General features: G+C 64.5%; 14 protein-coding genes. 12 read left to right on the forward strand and 2 right to left on the reverse strand.

What is annotated here, in order from left to right:
• The first annotated feature begins 31 nt into the window (after positions 1-31).
• The 3 genes from ACWGS9_RS08705 (at position 32) to ACWGS9_RS08715 (ending at position 2928) form a co-directional block, all read left to right on the forward strand.
• Positions 32-1018: an ABC transporter permease gene (locus tag ACWGS9_RS08705; protein ID WP_454504851.1), complete on the forward strand. Its 987-nt coding sequence runs from the start codon at positions 32-34 to the stop codon at positions 1016-1018.
• 3 nt (positions 1019-1021) lie between these two features.
• Positions 1022-1816, forward strand: coding sequence for an ATP-binding cassette domain-containing protein (locus ACWGS9_RS08710; RefSeq protein ID WP_320211976.1), 795 nt, complete (start codon positions 1022-1024; stop codon positions 1814-1816).
• Between the two features lie 89 nt (positions 1817-1905).
• Positions 1906-2928: a LacI family DNA-binding transcriptional regulator gene (locus ACWGS9_RS08715; protein WP_454504852.1), complete on the forward strand. Its 1023-nt coding sequence runs from the start codon at positions 1906-1908 to the stop codon at positions 2926-2928.
• Positions 2929-3177: 249 nt separating this feature from the next.
• Here the strand turns inward: ACWGS9_RS08715 and ACWGS9_RS08720 are convergent, their stop codons facing one another.
• Positions 3178-3759 carry a TetR/AcrR family transcriptional regulator gene (locus ACWGS9_RS08720; protein WP_454504853.1) on the reverse strand — a complete coding sequence of 194 codons (582 nt, stop codon included), beginning with the start codon at positions 3757-3759 and terminating at the stop codon, positions 3178-3180.
• Between the two features lie 250 nt (positions 3760-4009).
• Between ACWGS9_RS08720 and ACWGS9_RS08725 the strand changes: the two genes are divergently transcribed.
• Genes ACWGS9_RS08725 through ACWGS9_RS08735 form a run of 3 tightly spaced genes read left to right on the forward strand, consistent with a single transcriptional unit; the run spans position 4010 to position 8627 of the window.
• On the forward strand, positions 4010-4249 hold the full coding sequence (locus ACWGS9_RS08725) for a hypothetical protein (protein WP_454504854.1): 240 nt from the start codon (positions 4010-4012) through the stop codon (positions 4247-4249).
• Entirely contained in the window at positions 4243-7443 is a 3201-nt protein-coding gene (locus ACWGS9_RS08730) for an efflux RND transporter permease subunit (protein ID WP_454504855.1), read from the forward strand. Before ACWGS9_RS08725 ends, ACWGS9_RS08730 begins: the two co-directional genes overlap by 7 nt.
• 35 nt (positions 7444-7478) lie before the next feature.
• Entirely contained in the window at positions 7479-8627 is a 1149-nt protein-coding gene (locus tag ACWGS9_RS08735; RefSeq protein ID WP_454504856.1) for an efflux RND transporter periplasmic adaptor subunit, read from the forward strand.
• A 62-nt stretch (positions 8628-8689) separates the two neighbouring features.
• Here ACWGS9_RS08735 and ACWGS9_RS08740 read toward each other — a convergent pair whose 3' ends face one another.
• Positions 8690-9628: a LysR substrate-binding domain-containing protein gene (locus tag ACWGS9_RS08740; RefSeq protein WP_454504857.1), complete on the reverse strand. Its 939-nt coding sequence runs from the start codon at positions 9626-9628 to the stop codon at positions 8690-8692.
• Between the two features lie 100 nt (positions 9629-9728).
• Between ACWGS9_RS08740 and ACWGS9_RS08745 the strand changes: the two genes are divergently transcribed.
• The 6 genes from ACWGS9_RS08745 to ACWGS9_RS08770 all read left to right on the forward strand — a co-directional run bounded on the left by ACWGS9_RS08745 (position 9729) and on the right by ACWGS9_RS08770 (position 17998).
• Positions 9729-10520, forward strand: a complete 792-nt coding sequence (locus tag ACWGS9_RS08745) for a HalD/BesD family halogenase (protein ID WP_454504858.1) — start codon at positions 9729-9731, stop codon at positions 10518-10520.
• A gap of 97 nt (positions 10521-10617) precedes the next feature.
• Positions 10618-11307 carry a GntR family transcriptional regulator gene (locus tag ACWGS9_RS08750; RefSeq protein ID WP_320211983.1) on the forward strand — a complete coding sequence of 230 codons (690 nt, stop codon included), beginning with the start codon at positions 10618-10620 and terminating at the stop codon, positions 11305-11307.
• 21 nt (positions 11308-11328) lie between these two features.
• A complete protein-coding gene (locus ACWGS9_RS08755; RefSeq protein ID WP_454504859.1) occupies positions 11329-12432 on the forward strand; it encodes a mandelate racemase/muconate lactonizing enzyme family protein in 1104 nt (367 codons plus the stop codon).
• 1 nt (position 12433) lies between these two features.
• Positions 12434-13618, forward strand: coding sequence for a mandelate racemase/muconate lactonizing enzyme family protein (locus tag ACWGS9_RS08760; RefSeq protein WP_454504860.1), 1185 nt, complete (start codon positions 12434-12436; stop codon positions 13616-13618).
• A 240-nt stretch (positions 13619-13858) separates the two neighbouring features.
• On the forward strand, positions 13859-15523 hold the full coding sequence (locus ACWGS9_RS08765) for an ABC transporter substrate-binding protein (protein ID WP_454504861.1): 1665 nt from the start codon (positions 13859-13861) through the stop codon (positions 15521-15523).
• A 120-nt stretch (positions 15524-15643) separates the two neighbouring features.
• On the forward strand, positions 15644-17998 hold the full coding sequence (locus ACWGS9_RS08770) for a molybdopterin guanine dinucleotide-containing S/N-oxide reductase (protein WP_454504862.1): 2355 nt from the start codon (positions 15644-15646) through the stop codon (positions 17996-17998).
• The last annotated feature ends 12 nt before the right edge of the window (positions 17999-18010 follow it).

Below are 18010 nucleotides of genomic sequence, written 5' to 3' on the forward strand. Positions count from 1 at the left end.
TCGGATGGCCGGCCCTCACGACGCGGGTTCAATGGAAAACCGTTCCTTCATCCAACGCCTGATCGCGCGAGCGGAATTCGGTCCGCTGGTGCTGCTCATCGTCGAGCTCGTCGTCTTCTGGGGCATCAATCCCGACTTCCTGTCGCCGCAGAACATCTCCAACATCCTGGCCTTCACCGTCGAGCTCGGCCTGATCGCACTGGCGATGACACTGCTGATGACATCAGGCGAATTCGACCTCTCGGTCGGCTCGCTGTTCGGCTTCTCGCCGGTGCTGATGTGGACGCTCTACAACAGCGGCGTCACGTCCCTCGAATTGGGCCTGCTGATCGCCCTGGTGGTTGCAGCTCTGATCGGGCTGGTCAATGGCTGGTTCGTCACCCAGCTCAAGATACCGTCCTTCCTGGTGACGCTCGGCATGCTGCTGGTCGTGCGCGGCACCGCTTTGTTCATCACCGACGGCTTCCCGCAGCGCACCTGGAGTGCCGAAGGCAGCTGGCTGGCGAACATCCTGGTCGGTGATTTCTATATCGGTCCGTTCCGCGTCTATGCCTCGCTGTTCTGGTTCATCGGTGCCGCGACCGTGCTCGGCTATGTGCTGACGCAGAGCCGCACCGGCAACTGGATTCAGGCGGCTGGCGGCAATCCAAATGCCGCCCGCGCGCGCGGCGTCAACGTCAACCGCGTCAAGGTCGGCCTGTTCATCCTGTCGGCGGTGATGGCTTCGCTGGCCGGCGTTATCTCGTCGCTGCGCACCTCCGCCGCCAACCCCAACAGCGGCACCGGCTACGAACTTGAGGTCATCGCCATGGTGGTGATCGGCGGCACGGCGCTGACCGGCGGGCGCGGCACCATCATCGGCACGGTGCTCGGCATCCTGATCCTGCGCGTCATGCGCAACGGCATCGTGCTGATCGGCGTGCCGGGACTTGCCTACAACATCTTCATCGGCGCGATCATCCTCGGCATGATGGCGCTGCACTCATGGCTCGAGCGCCGTCACCAGGCAGGGACGTGAACCATGGCCGAACCGCTCATCCGCATGGAAAACATCCGCAAGTCCTACGGGCACGTGCAGGCGCTGGTGGATGCCAATTTCCACGTCAATGAAAAGGAGATCGTCGGACTGCTCGGCGACAACGGCGCCGGCAAGTCGACGCTGATCAAGGTGCTGTCGGGCGCGGTGCCGCTGACCAGCGGCGACATCTTCATCCGCGGCAAGAAGGTCACGCTGCGCAGCACCAGCGACGCCATCGCGCATGGCATCGAGACGATCTACCAGGACTCCGCCCTGGTCACGCAGCTGTCGATCGCGCGCAACCTGTTCCTCGGGCGCGAGCCGATCAAACCGCCGCGCTTCTTGAACCGCATGGACCAGGAGGCGATGAATTCGGTGGCGCGCGATCTGCTCAAGCAGGTCGGCATCACCAAGAACATCCCGCCGACGACGCCGATCGGCTCGCTGTCGGGCGGTGAGAGGCAAGCGGTGGCGATCGCGCGCGCCATGCATTTCGACAGCGATCTCATCATCCTCGACGAGCCGACCAACAATCTGGGCGTCGCCGAGACGCAAGGCGTGTTGAGCTTCGTGCGCAGCGCCCGCGATTCCGGCCATTCCTGCATCTTCATCGCCCACAACATCCATCACGTCTTCCAGGTGGTCGACCGCATCGTGGTGATGCGCCGGGGCAAGGTGGTGGCCGACGACATCGACCCGAAAAAGACCACCGTCGCCGAGGTCGAGCGCGTCATCACCGGCATGTCGGACAAGGAAATCCGTGACGCGATCGCCGACGGCCCGCAGCAGCATGGCTGATTGCTGACCCGCAGGCCGTATCGGCAGGCCGGCAGCCGCTTCACGCCTGCCGCTGGCACAGGATTGCATCAGCCCCTATGATTGGACCCATGAAAGCCACCGTAACCGACATCGCCAGAAGCTGCGGCCTGTCGACCGCGACCGTCGACCGGGTGCTCAACAACCGCCCTGGCGCAAGCGCCGCCAACCGGCAGCGGGTGATGGAGGCGGCCAAGCAGCTAGGCTATCTGCCGACGCTCGATCAAGTGGTGCTGCCGTCGAAGCCGGCGCATCTCGAATTCTTCCTGCCGATCGGCAGCAACGCCTTCATGGCCGACCTCGCCCATCACATCGAGGATTATGCCCAGCGCCTGCCCCTGGTCGCTTCCTGCCGAATCCACAACCTTGCCGGCATTTCGCCGGGCGCGCTGCAGGGCGCGGTGGAGAACCTGTCGCTGAAGGCCAATGGTGTCGGCGTCATTGCCGTCGACCACCCGCGCACGCGCAACATCCTGCGCGAGCTGGTCGATGCCGGGATAAGGCTGGTCACGCTGATCTCCGACGTGCCGGCGGCGCCGCGCTCGGCCTATGTCGGTATCGACAACCGGGTGGCGGGTCGCACGGCGGCGCTGCTGATGGGCCGCTTCGTCGGCGACCGGACCGGGCATCTTGCGATGGTGGTCGGCTCGCGCTCCTATCGCGGCCACGAGGAGCGCGAAATGGGCTTTCGTTCGGTGCTCGGCGAGGAGTTTCCCAACCTCACCGTCTCAAGTGCTGCCGAAAGCAATGACGACCCGGACGCCAGCTACAGGGCCACCATCAAGGCGCTGCACAACGAACCGGAACTGCTCGGCATCTACTGCGCCGGTGCGGGACGCTCCGGCGTGGCCAAGGCGTTGCTCGAGGTCAGGCCGCGCAGGAAGCCGGTCTTCATCTGTCATGACCTGACCAAGGAGACGCGCCGCTATCTCGTCGACGATCTCGCCGACGTAGTCATCGACCAGAATGCGCGGCTGATTGCCGAGCAGTCGGTGATCCGCCTGCTCGGCTCAATCGCCTCATCGGCGCCCTATCTGACGAAGAAATTCATCGAGCCGCGGCTGATCTTCAAGGAAAATGTGCCGGTGCAGTAGCAGGCGCCTGCCTCGAACGGCCGGTTCGCGAATTTGTCTGATAATTGATCCCACAATTCTGCACAGCAGCTATGCACGTTTCGCAATTGCCGAATCGTTAGGCACCCCGTATTTCTCTGGGTGTCGGCCGTCTCCTCCTCCCAGATGTGATGCCGACGCTGAGTACGGTACACCTCCTCCCGTGCCGTATTCGAAATCAAGCCCGCTGCCACCTCCTCCCGGCAGCGGGCTTTTTCTTTGCCCCTATTGTCAGCGCGCCCGGAACGAGGCGATCAGGCTTTCGGCCATGCGCACGAATTGCGCGCTCGGGCCTTCCGCCCCTACGCTCTGCATCGAGACGCGCGCGCCTTCAAGCAGCAGCGACAGCGTGTCGGCCAGAAGCTCGGCCTGGCCAATGCCGGCATCGCGGCAAAGCGCAACCAGCTTCTCGCGCTGAGCCTCCTTCAACTCCTTGATGACGCGCCTGGCCGGGTGATCTGTCTCGGTAAGCTCGACGGCGGCATTGGCCATGTCGCAGCCGCGGCTGTCGGCGCTGAGCAGTTCCGAAGCCTTTTGGACCCAGGCATGCAGCTGAGCGAGCTTATCGTCGGGGTGCTTGGCCTCGAACTCGTCCCATATCCTTGAAGCCTTCGCCGCCGTGGCGCGCAGGCATTCGACGACCAGCTCGTCCTTGGACTCGAAATGACGGTAAAGCGTCATCTTGTTCGTGCCGGCAGCCTCGGTGATGGCGTCGACGCCCACACCCTTGATGCCGTGCTTGTGGAACATGTCCTGCGCCGTTTCCAGGATCCGGTCCCGGGGGCGGGAACGCTCCGCAACGCCGTCAGTCATCATGCTCTCCTTTCGTCGTTTCCAAAAAAACCGAGGTCACCTCTTGACTAGGGTGTTACCGGTCTGTAACTTCCAGCATGTTACTTACTGGTAACACCTATATCACTCCCCGTCAAACGACAAGGCCCACGATAGCCCTGCCAGAGTGAGATAGGACGCAAAACCTGCCTGTCATGCGGCTTCGGCCGGTGAATTCGAGAGAAAGCGGCCCGTGATCAACCGATGCGGGCCGCAGCAAGGAACCGCTCCTATGCAAAAGCGCAAAGACCTGACGATCGACGAAGCCATCCGGGATCCGATGATCCGGCTGGTGATGAAGGCGGACGGGATCGATCCCAAAGCCTTCGAGCAGATGCTGCGCTCGCGCGCGGCGGAACAGGCGCTGGGCGATGAAGTCCCGCCATCCTTCCTGGCGGATTCCGGCTCCGGCCGGACCCGGCGCATGCGCCATTTCGCAAAACCGTTCGGTGAGGCGTCCGCATCATGGTGAACTTCTTCATCCACCGCCCGATCTTCGCATCGGCGATCGCCATCATCATGGTGCTCGCCGGTGCGATCGCCTATTTCCTTTTGCCGGTCTCGCAGTTCCCCGACATCACGCCGCCGCAAGTTGTGGTCAGCGCCCATTATCCGGGCGCCAGCGCGCAGGTCGTGGCCGATACGGTCACCACGCCGCTCGAGCAGCAGATCAACGGCGTGCAGGGCATGACCTACATGTCGTCGACGAGCTCGAATGACGGCTCCTCGACCATCACCATCACCTTCGATGTCGGCTATCCGCTGAGCACGGCGGCCGTCGACGTGCAGAACCGTGTTTCGCAGGCCGCATCCTCCCTGCCGGCCATCGTCAACCAGGGCGGCGTGACGATCAAGAAGCAGAACCCCAATTTCGTGCTGATCGTCGACCTCACCTCGCCGGACGGCTCGGTCGATCCGGTGGCGCTGAGCAATCTCGCCTATCTGCAAGTGGTCGATCCGCTGAAGCGCCTGCCCGGCGTCGGCGACGTGCAGATCTTCGGCGAGCGCCGCTATTCGATGCGCGTCTGGCTCGACCCGGACAAGCTTTCCAATCTCGGCATCACCGCCGTCGATGTGCAGAACGCCATTGCCGAGCAGAACGTGCAGGTAGCGGCCGGCAAGATCGGCCAGTCGCCGGCGCCCGCCGGCACCGCCTTCGAGATGCAGGTCAATGCCGTCGGCCGCCTCAGCGACCCGAAGGAGTTCGGCGACATCGTCGTGCGCGCGAATTCCCAGAACGGTTCGCTCGTGCGTCTGCGCGACGTCGCCCGCATCGAGCTCGGCGCACTGCAATATTCGTCCTCCGCCTTCTTCGGCAAGGACCCGACCGTGGTGCTCGCCGTCTACCAGATGCCCGGCTCCAACGCGCTCGCCCTGCAGCAGCGGGTCAAGGACAAGATGCAGGAGCTGTCTCAGCGCTTTCCGAAGGGCGTCCACTACGCCATGCATTACGACACGACGCGCTTCGTGTCGGCCTCCATGCACGACGTGCTGATCACGCTCGGCGAGGCGCTGGTGCTGGTCGTGGCGGTGGTGTTCATCTTCCTGCAGAGCTGGCGCACCACGATCATCCCCACCATCGCCATCCCCGTGTCGCTGATCGCGACGCTGGCGATCATGTATATGCTGGGCTTCTCGCTCAACATGCTGTCGCTGCTCGGCATGGTCCTGGCGATCGGCCTTGTCGTCGACGACGCGATCGTTGTGGTCGAAAATGTCGAACGACAATTGGAAGCCGGGCTCAAGCCGCTGGCCGCGACGCGCGCGGCGATGGCCGAGGTGACCGGACCGATCATCGCCACCACCGCGGTGCTGATGGCGGTGTTCATCCCGGTCGCTTTCATCCCCGGCGTCTCGGGCCGGCTCTATAACCAGTTCGCGCTGACCGTCGCGATCTCGGTCGGCATCTCCGCCTTCAACTCGCTGACGTTGAGCCCGGCGCTGAGCGCCGCCTTCCTGCGCCATCGCGGCGAGACGCAGTTCGTGCTGTTCCGCTGGTTCAACGCCGGCTTCGACTGGCTGTCGCATGCCTATGCCCATGGCGTGCGCATCCTGATCAAGCTGCGCTGGATCATGCTCGGCCTGTTCGCGGCCGGCCTCGTCGCAACCTATTTCGTCTGGCAGAAATTGCCTTCGACCTTCCTGCCGGTCGAGGACCAGGGCTATTTCTTCGTGGTCATCCAGTTGCCGGACGGCGCTTCCCTGGAGCGCACCGACGCGGTGGCGCAGAAGGCGCGCGATATCCTGCAGAACACGCCCGGCGTCGACATTGTCGGCTCGATCAGCGGCCTCAACTTCCTGACCAGCGCCGCGCAGTCGAACTCGGCGGTGGAGTTCGCCATCCTGAAGCCCTGGGATGAGCGCGGCCCTGACCAGAGCGCGTCGAAACTGGTCGAACAGGTGCGCGGCAAGCTCCTGCAGATGCCGGATGCGTTCGCGCTCTCCTTCGATCCGCCCTCGATCCCGGGCATCGGCACCACCGGCGGCTTCGAGTTCCAGGTCGAAGACCTCTCTGGACGCGGCAGCGCGGCGCTGAATGACGTAACTCAAGCGCTGCTCGCCGAGGCGCGCAAGCAGCCGGAACTCAATCCGCAGCAGCTGTTCTCGTCCTTCTCGACCTCGACGCCGCAGTTCAACTACGACCTCGACCGCAGCAAGGCGAAGCTGCTCGGCCTCAACCTGCCGGACGTCTTCAACACGCTGCAGATCTATCTCGGCTCGCTCTACGTCAACGACTTCAATCTGTTCGGCCGCACCTTCCGTGTGACCATCCAAGCCGACAAGGACGCGCGCGCCGACGCGACCGACATCTCGCGGCTCTATGTGCGCAACACCTCAGGCGGCATGGTGCCGCTGAGCACGCTGGGCAAGCTGGTGCCGATCGTCGGTCCGGAGACCGTGCCGCATTACAACAACAATGCCTCGGCGCTCATCAATGGCGGCGCGGCCCCCGGGTTCTCGTCCGGACAGGCGGTGGCGGCGATGGAGCGGGCGGCGGCAAACGTGCTGCCGCGCGACTTCGGCTACGAATGGACCGGTATCACTTTTCAGGAGCTCAAGGCCGGGTCGATCGCCTCTGTCGTCTTCGGACTAGCGATCGTCTTCGTCTTCCTGATCCTGGCGGCGCAGTATGAAAGCTGGGCGATGCCCTTCATGGTGCTGCTCGCCGTGCCGCTCGCTTTGTTCGGCGCCTTCGTCGTGCTTCTGCTGCGCGGCATGCAGATCGACGTCTACTCGCAGATCGGTTTCGTCATGCTGATTGGCCTGGCGGCAAAGAACGCGATCCTGATCGTCGAGTTCGCCCGGCGACGGCGCGAGGAAGGCCTCAGCATCGTCGAAGCGTCGATGGAAGCCGCAAGGCTGAGGCTGCGGCCGATCCTGATGACGGCCTTCGCCTTCATCCTCGGCGTGCTGCCGCTGATGTTCGCGACCGGCGCGGGTGCGGCCAGCCGGCAGTCGATCGGCACCACCGTCTTCGGCGGCATGGTGGCGGCGACGATCCTTTCGCTGGTCTTCGTGCCCGTATTCTATGCGGTGATCGAGCAAATGCGCGAACGCCGCGGCGAAAAGGAACCAGCCAAGGGACACCACGACGCCCCTCGGCAGGAAGAAATTGAACCGACCGCCGAGGCGGCGCTTCAGCCGCTCGCTCAGGCGGCTGAATAGCTCGCCAGGCAGCCGAATAGAATTGGAGATCAATTATGCGTAGATGGAAAATCGCTTTGGGAACGGCCATTGCGCTCGGCGCAATCTCGGTGGCCAGCGTGCACTTTCTCGACATGGGCAACCTCGGCGGCGGCGCGGCGGGTGCTGCGCCCGCGCCGGCGGCCTTCGTCATGCCGGTGCCGGTGGTCAATGTCGTGAAGAAGACGCTGCCGATCTATCTCGACTATGCGGCGCGGGTGGAGTCGATCCGCAGCATCACGCTGCAGGCCCGCGTGCCGGGCTATCTGCAGGAGCAGACCGCGGCCGACGGCAGCAACGTCAAGCAGGGCGATCTGCTCTACCGGATCGCGCCTGAGGACTACCAGGCCGCGCTCGATCAGGCCAAGGCGCAGGTGCAGCGCGACACCGCGACGCTCGACTATGCCCGCTCCAACCTCGGTCGTGGCACCGACCTCGCCAAGAGCGGTTATCTCGCCAAGGATAGTTTCGACCAGCGCACCAGCACGCTGCGAGCTGCCGAAGCAGGCCTGTTGCTCGACAAGGCGGCGGTGCGGACGGCCGAGCTCAACCTCGGCTATGCCGAGATCAAGGCGCCGTTCCCGGGGCGCATCGGGCGCAATCAGGCGTCGGTCGGCACGCTGGTCAGCGTCGCCGGCACGGTGCTCAACACGCTGGTGCAGCTCGACCCGATCTATGTGACCTTCAATCCGAGCGAGACCGACCTCGTGCAGATCGAGCAGGCGAAGGCCGCCGGTCCGATCGCCGTCGACGTGTTGCTGCCCGGCGAGACCCAGCCCAGCCAGACAGGCCAGCTCACCTTCATCGACAACACGATCGATCATTCGACCGGCACCATCACGGCGCGCGCCACGATCGGCAACGCCAAGTTCACGCTGCTGCCGGGACAGTATGTGCGCGTGCGTCTGCACCTGAAGGAGCAGCCCAACACGCTGATGGTGCCGCAGGTGGCGCTGGGCTCCAGCCAGCTCGGCAAATACCTTTATGTCCTCGGCAAAGGTAATACCGTGGACCAGAAGCTGGTTTCGCTCGGCCCGACCGACGGCGACCTGATCTCCGTGACCTCCGGCATCTCCGAGACCGACCAGGTGATCACGGGCAATTTGCAGAAGATCGGACCCGGAATGCCGGTTTCTCCGTTGCCGCAACCGAAACCGGCCAGCTGATAACCCCCATCAGTTTCCGGTCCGACGGCGCCCTCGGTTCCTACTCCGAGGGCGCCGTTTTGCTATGTGGGGTCAAGCAATTCCGAACGTAGGTCGTTCCGCATTTTCTTGGAGCTGGTTCCAAGAAGCTCGACCAGTCCGGCGATATCGGCGCGTTCCGCCTTCGCCGGCAGCATGAAGGCGCAATAGGGCTGGCCGAGGCGGACCGAGACGGAAGACAGCGCGATAAGCCGGCCGGCTTCGAGATCGGCGCTCGCCATGACCCGTTGCCCGAGCGCTATGCCCAGCCCTAATCGCGCGGCGCCGATAGCCAGGCTGGAGAGGCCGACGCGACGGCCATGCGAGGGGTCGGGCGCGCGGCTGCCGCCGGCGGCCGCGAACCAGTCCGCCCAGCTTGGATGCGAGGCGTAGTTCGGACCCCAGTTGGTGTGAATGAACTGGCTCTCGTGCACATCCGCCAGATCGGAAGCGCCAAGGCGTTGCCAGAAATCGGGAGCCGCTACCGGCAGGGCGTCGTCATGAACGAGCCGGACCATTTTCAGCGCCGGATAGTGGTAGTCGCCATAGGAGATGCGAAGGTCGATGTTCTGGCGCACCACGTCGACGGGATCGTCCTCGACCCTGACGTCGATCGCCATCCGCGGAAAGCGGTCGAGCAACACCACAAGCCTGGGCGCCAGCCACAGCTCCGCCAGGGAGAAGGGCACGCTGACGACGAGGCGCGTCCGCAAGCCGCCTTCCAGCATGCGCCGACCCACCGCCGCGATCTCGCCCAGGGCATGTGCCGTCTGCGGGTAGATGGCGTGGCCGGCATCGGTCAGCGCGATGCGGTTGCCGTTGCGCACGAAGAGCTGCTTGCCGAACCAGTCTTCCAGATTGCGGATCTGCTGGCTGACCGCGGCCGACGAGACGCCGAGCTCGCTTGCGGCGAGCGTGAAGCTGCCGGCACGGGCCGCGACCTCGAAGACCCGCATCGCATTCAACGGCGGAAGCTTTTCCACGCTCTATCCTCGAAAGATTTTCTTGGCCAACCCTAACAATTTTCCACGTTGCGGCAAAGATTTCCTTGTCGTGTAGTGACACCAGATTTTGGAGAACGCTATGATCGAAGACATTCTCGACCTGGACCGCTACCCGCTCGACCGCGAAGGCAGCCCGCAATGGCAGCGCCTGGTGGACGAGTCCAAGGCCGCGCTTGCGGAAAACGGCATGTTCAACCTGGAAGGATTCCTGCGCCCCGGCATTGCCGAAAAAGCCGTCGCCGAGATCCGGCCGGTGATGGACGCTCGCTCGCATGTCCACAAGCGCATGCACAACATCTACTTCAAGCCGTCGATCCCGGAGCTTTCGCCTGACCATCCGGCTCTGCGCAAGGTCGAAACGATCAGCCATACGGTATGCGCCGACCAGATTGCCGGCAGCACCGTCCTTTCGATCTACGAATACCCGCCGCTGGTACGGTTCCTGGCGGCAACGATGGGCAAGCCGCAACTCCATGTCATGCAGGACCCCCTCGCCCGCGCCAATGTCATGGGCTACCGGGCCGGCGAAGCGCTGAACTGGCATTTCGACCGCTCGGAATTCACGACGACGCTGCTTTTGCAGGCCCCGGAGATCGGCGGCGATTTCGAGTACCGCACCGACCTGCGCTCGGACAGCGACCCGAACTATGACGGCGTGGCACAGTTGCTCGAGGGGCGCGACCCGGAGGCCAAGATCCTGCGCATCAAGGCCGGCACGCTGAATGTCTTCCGCGGCAAAAACACCGCGCACCGCGTCACCACCGTCGAAGGCAACCGCGAACGCATGATCGCGGTGTTCTCCTACTATGAGCGGCCGGGCGTCATGTTCACCGATGAGGAGCGGATCGGCTTCTACGGCCGCGCCGCTTGAGACTGCCGATTCAAAATCGGGAGTTCGTTGGAAATCGGCTCTTGTTAGATTGTCGACAATCTGCTTGTCTTGCAGAAATTCCTCTTGAGGGTCGACTATGGCAAAGCTGGATTTCAGTCCGATCGCGGATACGACGCGCAGGGCTGAGATCGTCGCCCTGCTCAGGCGCGCCATCCTGACCGGACAACTGGAGCCTGGGCAGAAGCTCAACGAGCTCAGGATTTCCGAGCAGATGCGGGTGAGCCGCGCGCCGTTGCGCGAGGCGATGCGCGAGCTGGTGCAGGAAGGCATCCTGACCAGCATCCCTTATGCCGGGACCTTCGTCATCGACGTCACCGCCAAGGATATCGTCGACGCATACTCCCTGAACCAGGTGCTGGACGAATTCGCCATCGAGCAGACCTGGCCGCAGCGCGACCAGCGCTTCTTCGACGAGCTCGACCGCCGCCATGAAGCGGTGAAGCAGGCGACGCGGGCACTGGACACCACGCGCCAGATTGAAACCGCGCTGCAACTGCATGGGCTGATCTATGAGTGGGCCGACAATTCGGTGCTGCTCGAAACCTGGCAGCGGCTGACGAGCCGGCTGCAGATGTATTTCGCCCTGCATCAGCGCGCGCGCAACGAACCGGTTCCGGCCGAGGATGTGCACGAGACCTATGTGACGCTCCTCAAGGGCTCGGACATGCGCGCCGCCCAGCGCCATGCGCGCGAGCATATCGACCTCGATTTCGAGGAACTCCTTTCATACGCGCGCGGCCTCGAAAAGCGCGCGTCGAAGAACTGACACACGGCGGACAACAGCAAAGTGAAGATCAAGAGCATAAAGGCCTATCATGTCGTGCAGCCCTTCGTGGATGGGCCCTACCGCATGTCCAAGGGGCGGGTCGCCGACTGCTTCGACGCGGTGATCGTCGCCGTCACCTCCGACAGCGGCGTGACCGGCTGGGGCGAGATGGCGCCGCTCGGCAATTTCTACTCGGCCGCGTTTCCGGCGGGAACGCGCGCGGGCGTGCCGGAAATCTCGCCGCATCTGATCGGCCAGGATCCGCGCGGCCTTGCCGGAATCGGCAGGCTGATGGACACGGTGTTCAAGGGCCATCCCTACATCAAGTCGGCGCTAGACATGGCGTGCTGGGACCTCGCGGCGCGGGCGGCCGACGTGCCGCTGGTGACCATGCTTGGCGGCCGCGAAAGCGATATGGCGGAAACCTATCGGGTCGTCACCCACGGCACGCTCGATCAGATGGCGGCGTTGGCCAAACGGATCATCGCCGAAGGCTGCCGCCGCCTGCAGGTCAAGGTCGGCGGCAATGTGCGCGACGACATCGAGCGTGTAACGACGGTTGCCTCCGCGGTGCCGAAGGGCACGGTGATCTTCTGCGACGCCAATGCCGGCTGGACGCCTTACCAGGCGCGCCAGTTCGCCGACGCCACGCGCGGCATCGACTATACGTTCGAGCAGCCCTGCACGACGATCGACGAGAACATGTCGGTGCGCCGCATGCTCGACAAGCCGATGGTGCTCGACGAATCCGTCACCTCGCTGGGCGAGATGCTGGAAATCCACCGCCGTGGCGCGGCCGACGGGCTGACGCTGAAGATCTCGCGGCTGGGCGGCGTGACGCAGACCCGCCTGATCCGCGACGTCGCCGTCGATCTCGGCTTCATGATCACGGTGGAAGACACCGGCGGCGCCGAGATCGACACCGCCGCCATGGCGCATCTGTCGCTGTCGACGCCGGCGGAGCGCCGGCTGCATGCCATCGCCTTCCACGAATGGGTGACGGTGCGCACGGCCACCAACGCCCCGCCGGTGACCGGCAGCCATATGGGCGTTCCCGACGGCCCCGGCCTCGGCATCGACGTGGATCCGAGCCTGCTCGGCGACCCTTTCTTTGAGATCGGCTGATATGAAGATCAGGCGCGTCAGGGCAACACCGATCAACTACCGGCTGGAAGCCCCTTACGTCTGGGTTTTCGGCGAGCTCGACGGCTTCTCGCCGACCATCGTCGAGGTCGAGACGGAGGACGGGCTTGTCGGTATCGGCGAGGCGCCGACGCCCGGTGCGGCGGCCGTCATCAACGATGTGCTGGCGCCGAGGCTCGCCGGCCGCGATGCTTTCGACATTGCCGGCGCCGAGGAAGTCTGCCTGCCGTTCTGGAGCGGCGTGCAGTCGATCAACGACCGTACCCGCATCATGGCGTTCGGCGCCATCGAGATGGCGCTGTGGGACCTGCGCGGCAAGGCCTGGAAGCAGCCGCTCTACCAATTGCTCGGCGGCGCGGTACGCAAGGAAATCCCCTTCACCGACTATTTCTCGCTGCGCGGCGACGGCGCCAGGATGAAGGGCGAGAAGACGCCGGAAGAAGTGGCCGACTACTGCGTCGAACTCAACGAGCGCCACGGCACGACCTTCTTCGAGGGCAAATTCTCGACGCAGGACCCGAAGGTCTCGATGAAGATGGTCGAGCTGATCCGCAGGAAGCTCGGCGACGATGCGATGATCCGCATCGATTCCAACCAGGCCTATTCGCTGGCCACCGCCAGGCAATTGGCGCGGCCGCTGGAAGAGCTTGGCGTACGCAATTGGGAAGATCCGGTTGCGACCATTGAGGAGATGCGCGAGCTGCGTCGCCACACCTCGATCCCGTTCTCGACCCACAATATCGACATCGCCCGCGCCATGGCGCTGAAGGTGCCGGACGCCTTCGTCGGCAATCCGACGGCGCATGGCGGCATTAACCGGACGCTGCGTTTCGTCGGCGCCTGCGAGCATGCGAGCATCGACTACTGGTGCTACAGCGGGGACACCGGCATCGGCAGTGCCTGCTATCTGCATCTGTGCGCCGCGCTCGGCTGGATCAGGGAGCCCAACCAGTCGCTGTTTCGCATGCAGCCGATGGACATCATCGAGGAAGGCCCGTTCGCGCCGAAGAACAACACCGTGCCGGTGCCCGAAGGCCACGGCCTCGGGGTCACGCTGTCGCAGGAGAAGCTCGCCGCCTGCCATCGCGATTTCGCCGAGAATGGCCCCTGCAACAAGTATCACGACCCGAAAAAGCCCGGGACTTACCGCAGACTGCCGCTGAATTAGGAGGGTGTCGAAAAGCAAGCAGGATTTATCTGGAAAAGGGGGGCCATGCGTCGCCTGGCCGACAGACAATTCATCAAGAAAATCTGACTTTTCCGTCCCAGCGAGCGGATGGACCGGTCGGAACCGCATGCTACAGTCCATCGACCGATATTGATGAGGGCCGGGAACAGGAGAACTCCACGGAACTCGCAAATTGAATGCACTCGCCAACCACAAGAACTGGGGAAAGGGCTTAGACCCATGAGCAAGAACTACCGCATTCTCGATCTGCTTCGCCGCGGCCGCACGCCGCTCGAAAACCATCTCATCGACGGCCTGATCGACGGCCGCATCAGCCGCCGCGAATTCGTGCGCCACGGCAGCCTGCTCGGCCTGTCGCTGCCGCTGCTCGGCCGCATCGGCATGGCAGCCGGCGTCGGCGCCGCGCCCTCGCTCGCTCGCGCCGCCGGGGCGGCCGGCGCCACCATCCGTGTCGGCAGCAGCGTGCCGGCAGCGGCGATCGACCCGGTCACCATTGCCGACGCCGGTGGCCTGCTTGTCATGCAGCAGGTGGCCGAATTCCTCTGCGTCGACGGCCCGGATCTGGTGCTGAAGCCCTCGCTAGCGGAAAGCTGGAAGCCGAATGCCGACGGCACGGTGTGGACCTTCACGCTGCGCAAGGGCGTGAAGTTCCACTCAGGCGGCGAGATGAAGGCCGAAGACGTGGCGGCCAGCATCGACCGGCTCGCCGATCCGGCCAATTCGTCCAACGCGCTGTCGGTGTTTACCGGCATCCTGCAGAAGGGCAATACCAAGAAGGTCGACGACTACACGGTCGAATTCCATCTCGACGCGCCGAACGGCAACTTCCCCTACATGGTGTCGTCCGACAATTACAACGCCGTCATCATCCCCGCGAGCTACAAGGGCGGCTACGAGCAGAGCTTCGACGGCACCGGGCCGTTCAAGCTCGAGAAATATACCCCGAAGGTCGGCGCCTCCTTCGTGCGCAATGACGACTACTGGGGCGACAAGGCCTTGCCGGATCGCACCGAATTCACCTTCTTCACCGATATCCAGCCGCAGATCCTGGCACTGCAGGGCGGCCAGATCGACATCATCAACCAGATGCCGGTGCTGGCGGGCGTCGCCGTCCTCAACGATCCCAATGTCGACATCATCAGCCTGAAGTCGTCCGCGCATCAGCAACTGCATATGCATTGCGACGAAGGCCCGACGAAGGACGCTCGCGTGCGCCGCGCCATCGCGCTCTGCCTCGACCGCGAGAAACTCGCCGCCGGCCTGATGAAGGGACGTTCGGCGCTCGGCAACGACAGCCCGTTCGCCGCCGTCTACCCCTCGACCGACACCAGCGTGCCGCAGCGCAAGCAGGACATCGCCCAGGCCAAGCAACTGATGGAAGCGGCCGGCCTCGCCCAGGGCTTCAAGATGACGCTCACCACCGAGCGCTATCTGGAAATCCCGGAATACGCCCAGCTTATCCAGAACTGGGTCAAGGAAATCGGCATCGAGCTCGAGCTCAACATCCTCGACCAGGGCGCCTATTACGGCGATGCCGTGTTCGGCAAGTCGAACTGGCTGGATTCGGCGATGGGCATCACCGACTACGGCCACCGCGGCGTGCCCAACGTCTATCTCGCGGCACCTTTGAAGAGCGACGGCACCTGGAATGCCGCCCACTTCAAGAACAAGGACTACGACCAGATGGCGGCGAGCTATATCGGGGCCCTCGACCTCGAGGCGCAGAAGGCCACCGCCGGCAAGATCCAGAAGCTGCTGCTTGAGGAAACGCCTGTGATCTTCGGCTATTTCTACGACTATCTGACGGCGACGGCGAAAGGCGTGGCGGGCGTGCAGCCCACCGCCATGTCGCAGCTTTTCCTCGACAAGGCGTCGAAAGGCTGAGCATGAGGCAAGCATAGATCCCGCATCGCCAGCCTCGAAAGGGGCTGGCGCATGCCGGCGAGACCGGGACAGGACGCCATGCGCCCTGCCCGTTATCGCTGCCGCCGGATGATGCGTCGCATGGGAACCGCAACCCTGCTCACCACCATGCATTGGGGGACGTACGAGATTCGCGCCGAGAACGGCCGGCTCGTCGGCGTCGAGCCGTGGAGCGGCGATCCCGACCCGTCGCCGATCGGCCGATCGATGCTCGGCACGGTGCAAGGCGAGCTGCGCGTCGCCCGCCCCGCCATCAGGCGCGGCTGGCTGGAGGGAGACAGGTCCGGTCCGGCTAGCAGGCGAAGCGACGAGCCCTTCGTCGAAGTGTCCTGGGAGACGGCGCTGGACATCGTCGCGGCGGAGCTCGATCGCGTCCGCGCGACCCATGGCAACAGCGCGATCTATGCGGGCTCGTATGGATGGGCAAGCGCCGGGCGCTTCCACCATGCGCAGGGCCAGGTCCACCGCTTCCTCAACACGATCGGCGGCTATACCGGCTCGGTGCTGAGCTATTCCTATGGCGCGGCCGAGATCATCCTGCCGCATGTGCTGGGCAGCACCGACGCGCTGACGGGCAATCATACCACCTGGGACGGGATCGAGCGGCATGCCAAGCTGATCGTCGCCTTCGGCGGGCTGCCATGGCGCAACACGCAGGTGCAGGGCGGCGGTTCGGCGCGGCACGAGGCGTCGGCGGCTTTGCGCAACGCCGTCGCCAACGGTGCGCGGCTCATCAACGTCTCGCCAGTGCGCGACGACGCGCCGCGCGGGACCAACACTGAATGGCTGCCGCTGCGGCCAAACAGCGACACCGCAATCATGCTGGCGCTCTGCCATGTGCTGATCAGCGAGGGCCTGTATGACCAGGCGTTCCTGGCGCGCTACTGCACCGGCTTCGAGACGGTGCGCGCCTATATACTGGGCGAAAGCGACGGCCAGCCGAAGGATCCGGCATGGGCGGCGAAACCCAGCGGCGTCGACGCGGCAACGATCGATGCACTCGCCCGAGAGATGGCCGCAAAGCGCACGATGCTGATGGTCAGCTGGTCGCTGCAGCGCGCCGACCATGGCGAGCAGCCCTATTGGGCCGCGATCACGCTCGCCGCGCTGCTCGGCCAGATCGGACTGCCGGGCGGCGGCATCGGCTTCGGCTATTCGTCCACTAACGGCGCCGGCAGGCCGGAGATGGGGTTCCGCTGGCCTTCGGTGCCACAAGGCAGGAACGCCGTGGCGCATTTCATACCTGTCGCGCGCGTGGCCGACATGCTGCTCAATCCGGGCGGGTCGTTCGACTTCAACGGGGCAGCCTTGACCTATCCCGACATCCGGCTGGTCTACTGGGCCGGCGGCAATCCGTTCCATCACCATCAGGATCTCAACCGCCTGGTCGAGGCCTGGCAGCGACCCGAAACAATCATCGTCAACGAGCAATTCTGGACGGCGACGGCGCGTCACGCCGATATCGTGCTGCCGGTGACGACGCCGCTGGAGCGCAACGATCTCGCCTTCTCGAACCGCGAAAACCTCATCGTTGCCATGAAGCAGGTGATCGAGCCGTTCCAAGAGGCGCGCGACGATTTTGCCATCTTCGCCGGTCTGGCAGTGCGGCTCGGCACGAGCGATGCCTTCACCGAAGGGCGCGGCGCCGACGAATGGATCCGGCATCTCTATGCCCAGGCCGCAGAGAATGCCAATGCTGCCGGCGTGGAGATGCCGCCCTTCGACCGGTTCTGGCAGGACGGCCATGCCGAGCTTGCCCGTTCGGTGACCTCGCAGACCTTCCTTGGCGCGTTCCGCGCCGATCCGGAGCGGCATCCATTGGCGACACCGTCCGGACGCATCGAGCTTTTCTCCTCGACGGTCGAGTCCTTCGGCTATGACGACTGCCCTGGCCACGCCGTATGGCGCGAGCCGCGGGAGTGGCTGGGCAATGACAGCCTAGCGGAACGGTTTCCGCTGCATCTGTTGTCGCCGCAACCGGCCGACAAGCTGCACAGCCAGTACGACCACGGATCGGTCAGCCGGGCGAGCAAGGTCGCGGGCCGCGCGCCGCTGCTGATCAATCGCAAGGACGCGGCGGCACGCGGCATCGCGGACGGCACGGTGGTCCTGGTCTTCAACGAGCGCGGATCGTGCCTTGCCGGCGCCGCGCTGACCGACAGCCTGATCCCCGGCGTGGTGCAACTGCCGACCGGCGCATGGTTCGACCCGGCCCGGCCGGGCGAGCCGCAGGGCCTCGAAAAGCACGGCAATCCGAACGTGCTGACACCCGATCGCGGCACGTCGCGGCTTGCGCAGTCGCCGACCTGCAATTCGACGCTGGTTCAGGTGTCGCGGTTTACGGGACCCGTTCCGCCGGTGACAGCATTCGATCCGCCTGCCACTATGAGCTTGTCCGATGCGTCCGGCGTGGCCGGGCGCAAAGGTCTTTCGTAAGGAGACGCTGCC

This window comes from Mesorhizobium sp. Arg314 (genome assembly GCF_053714275.1).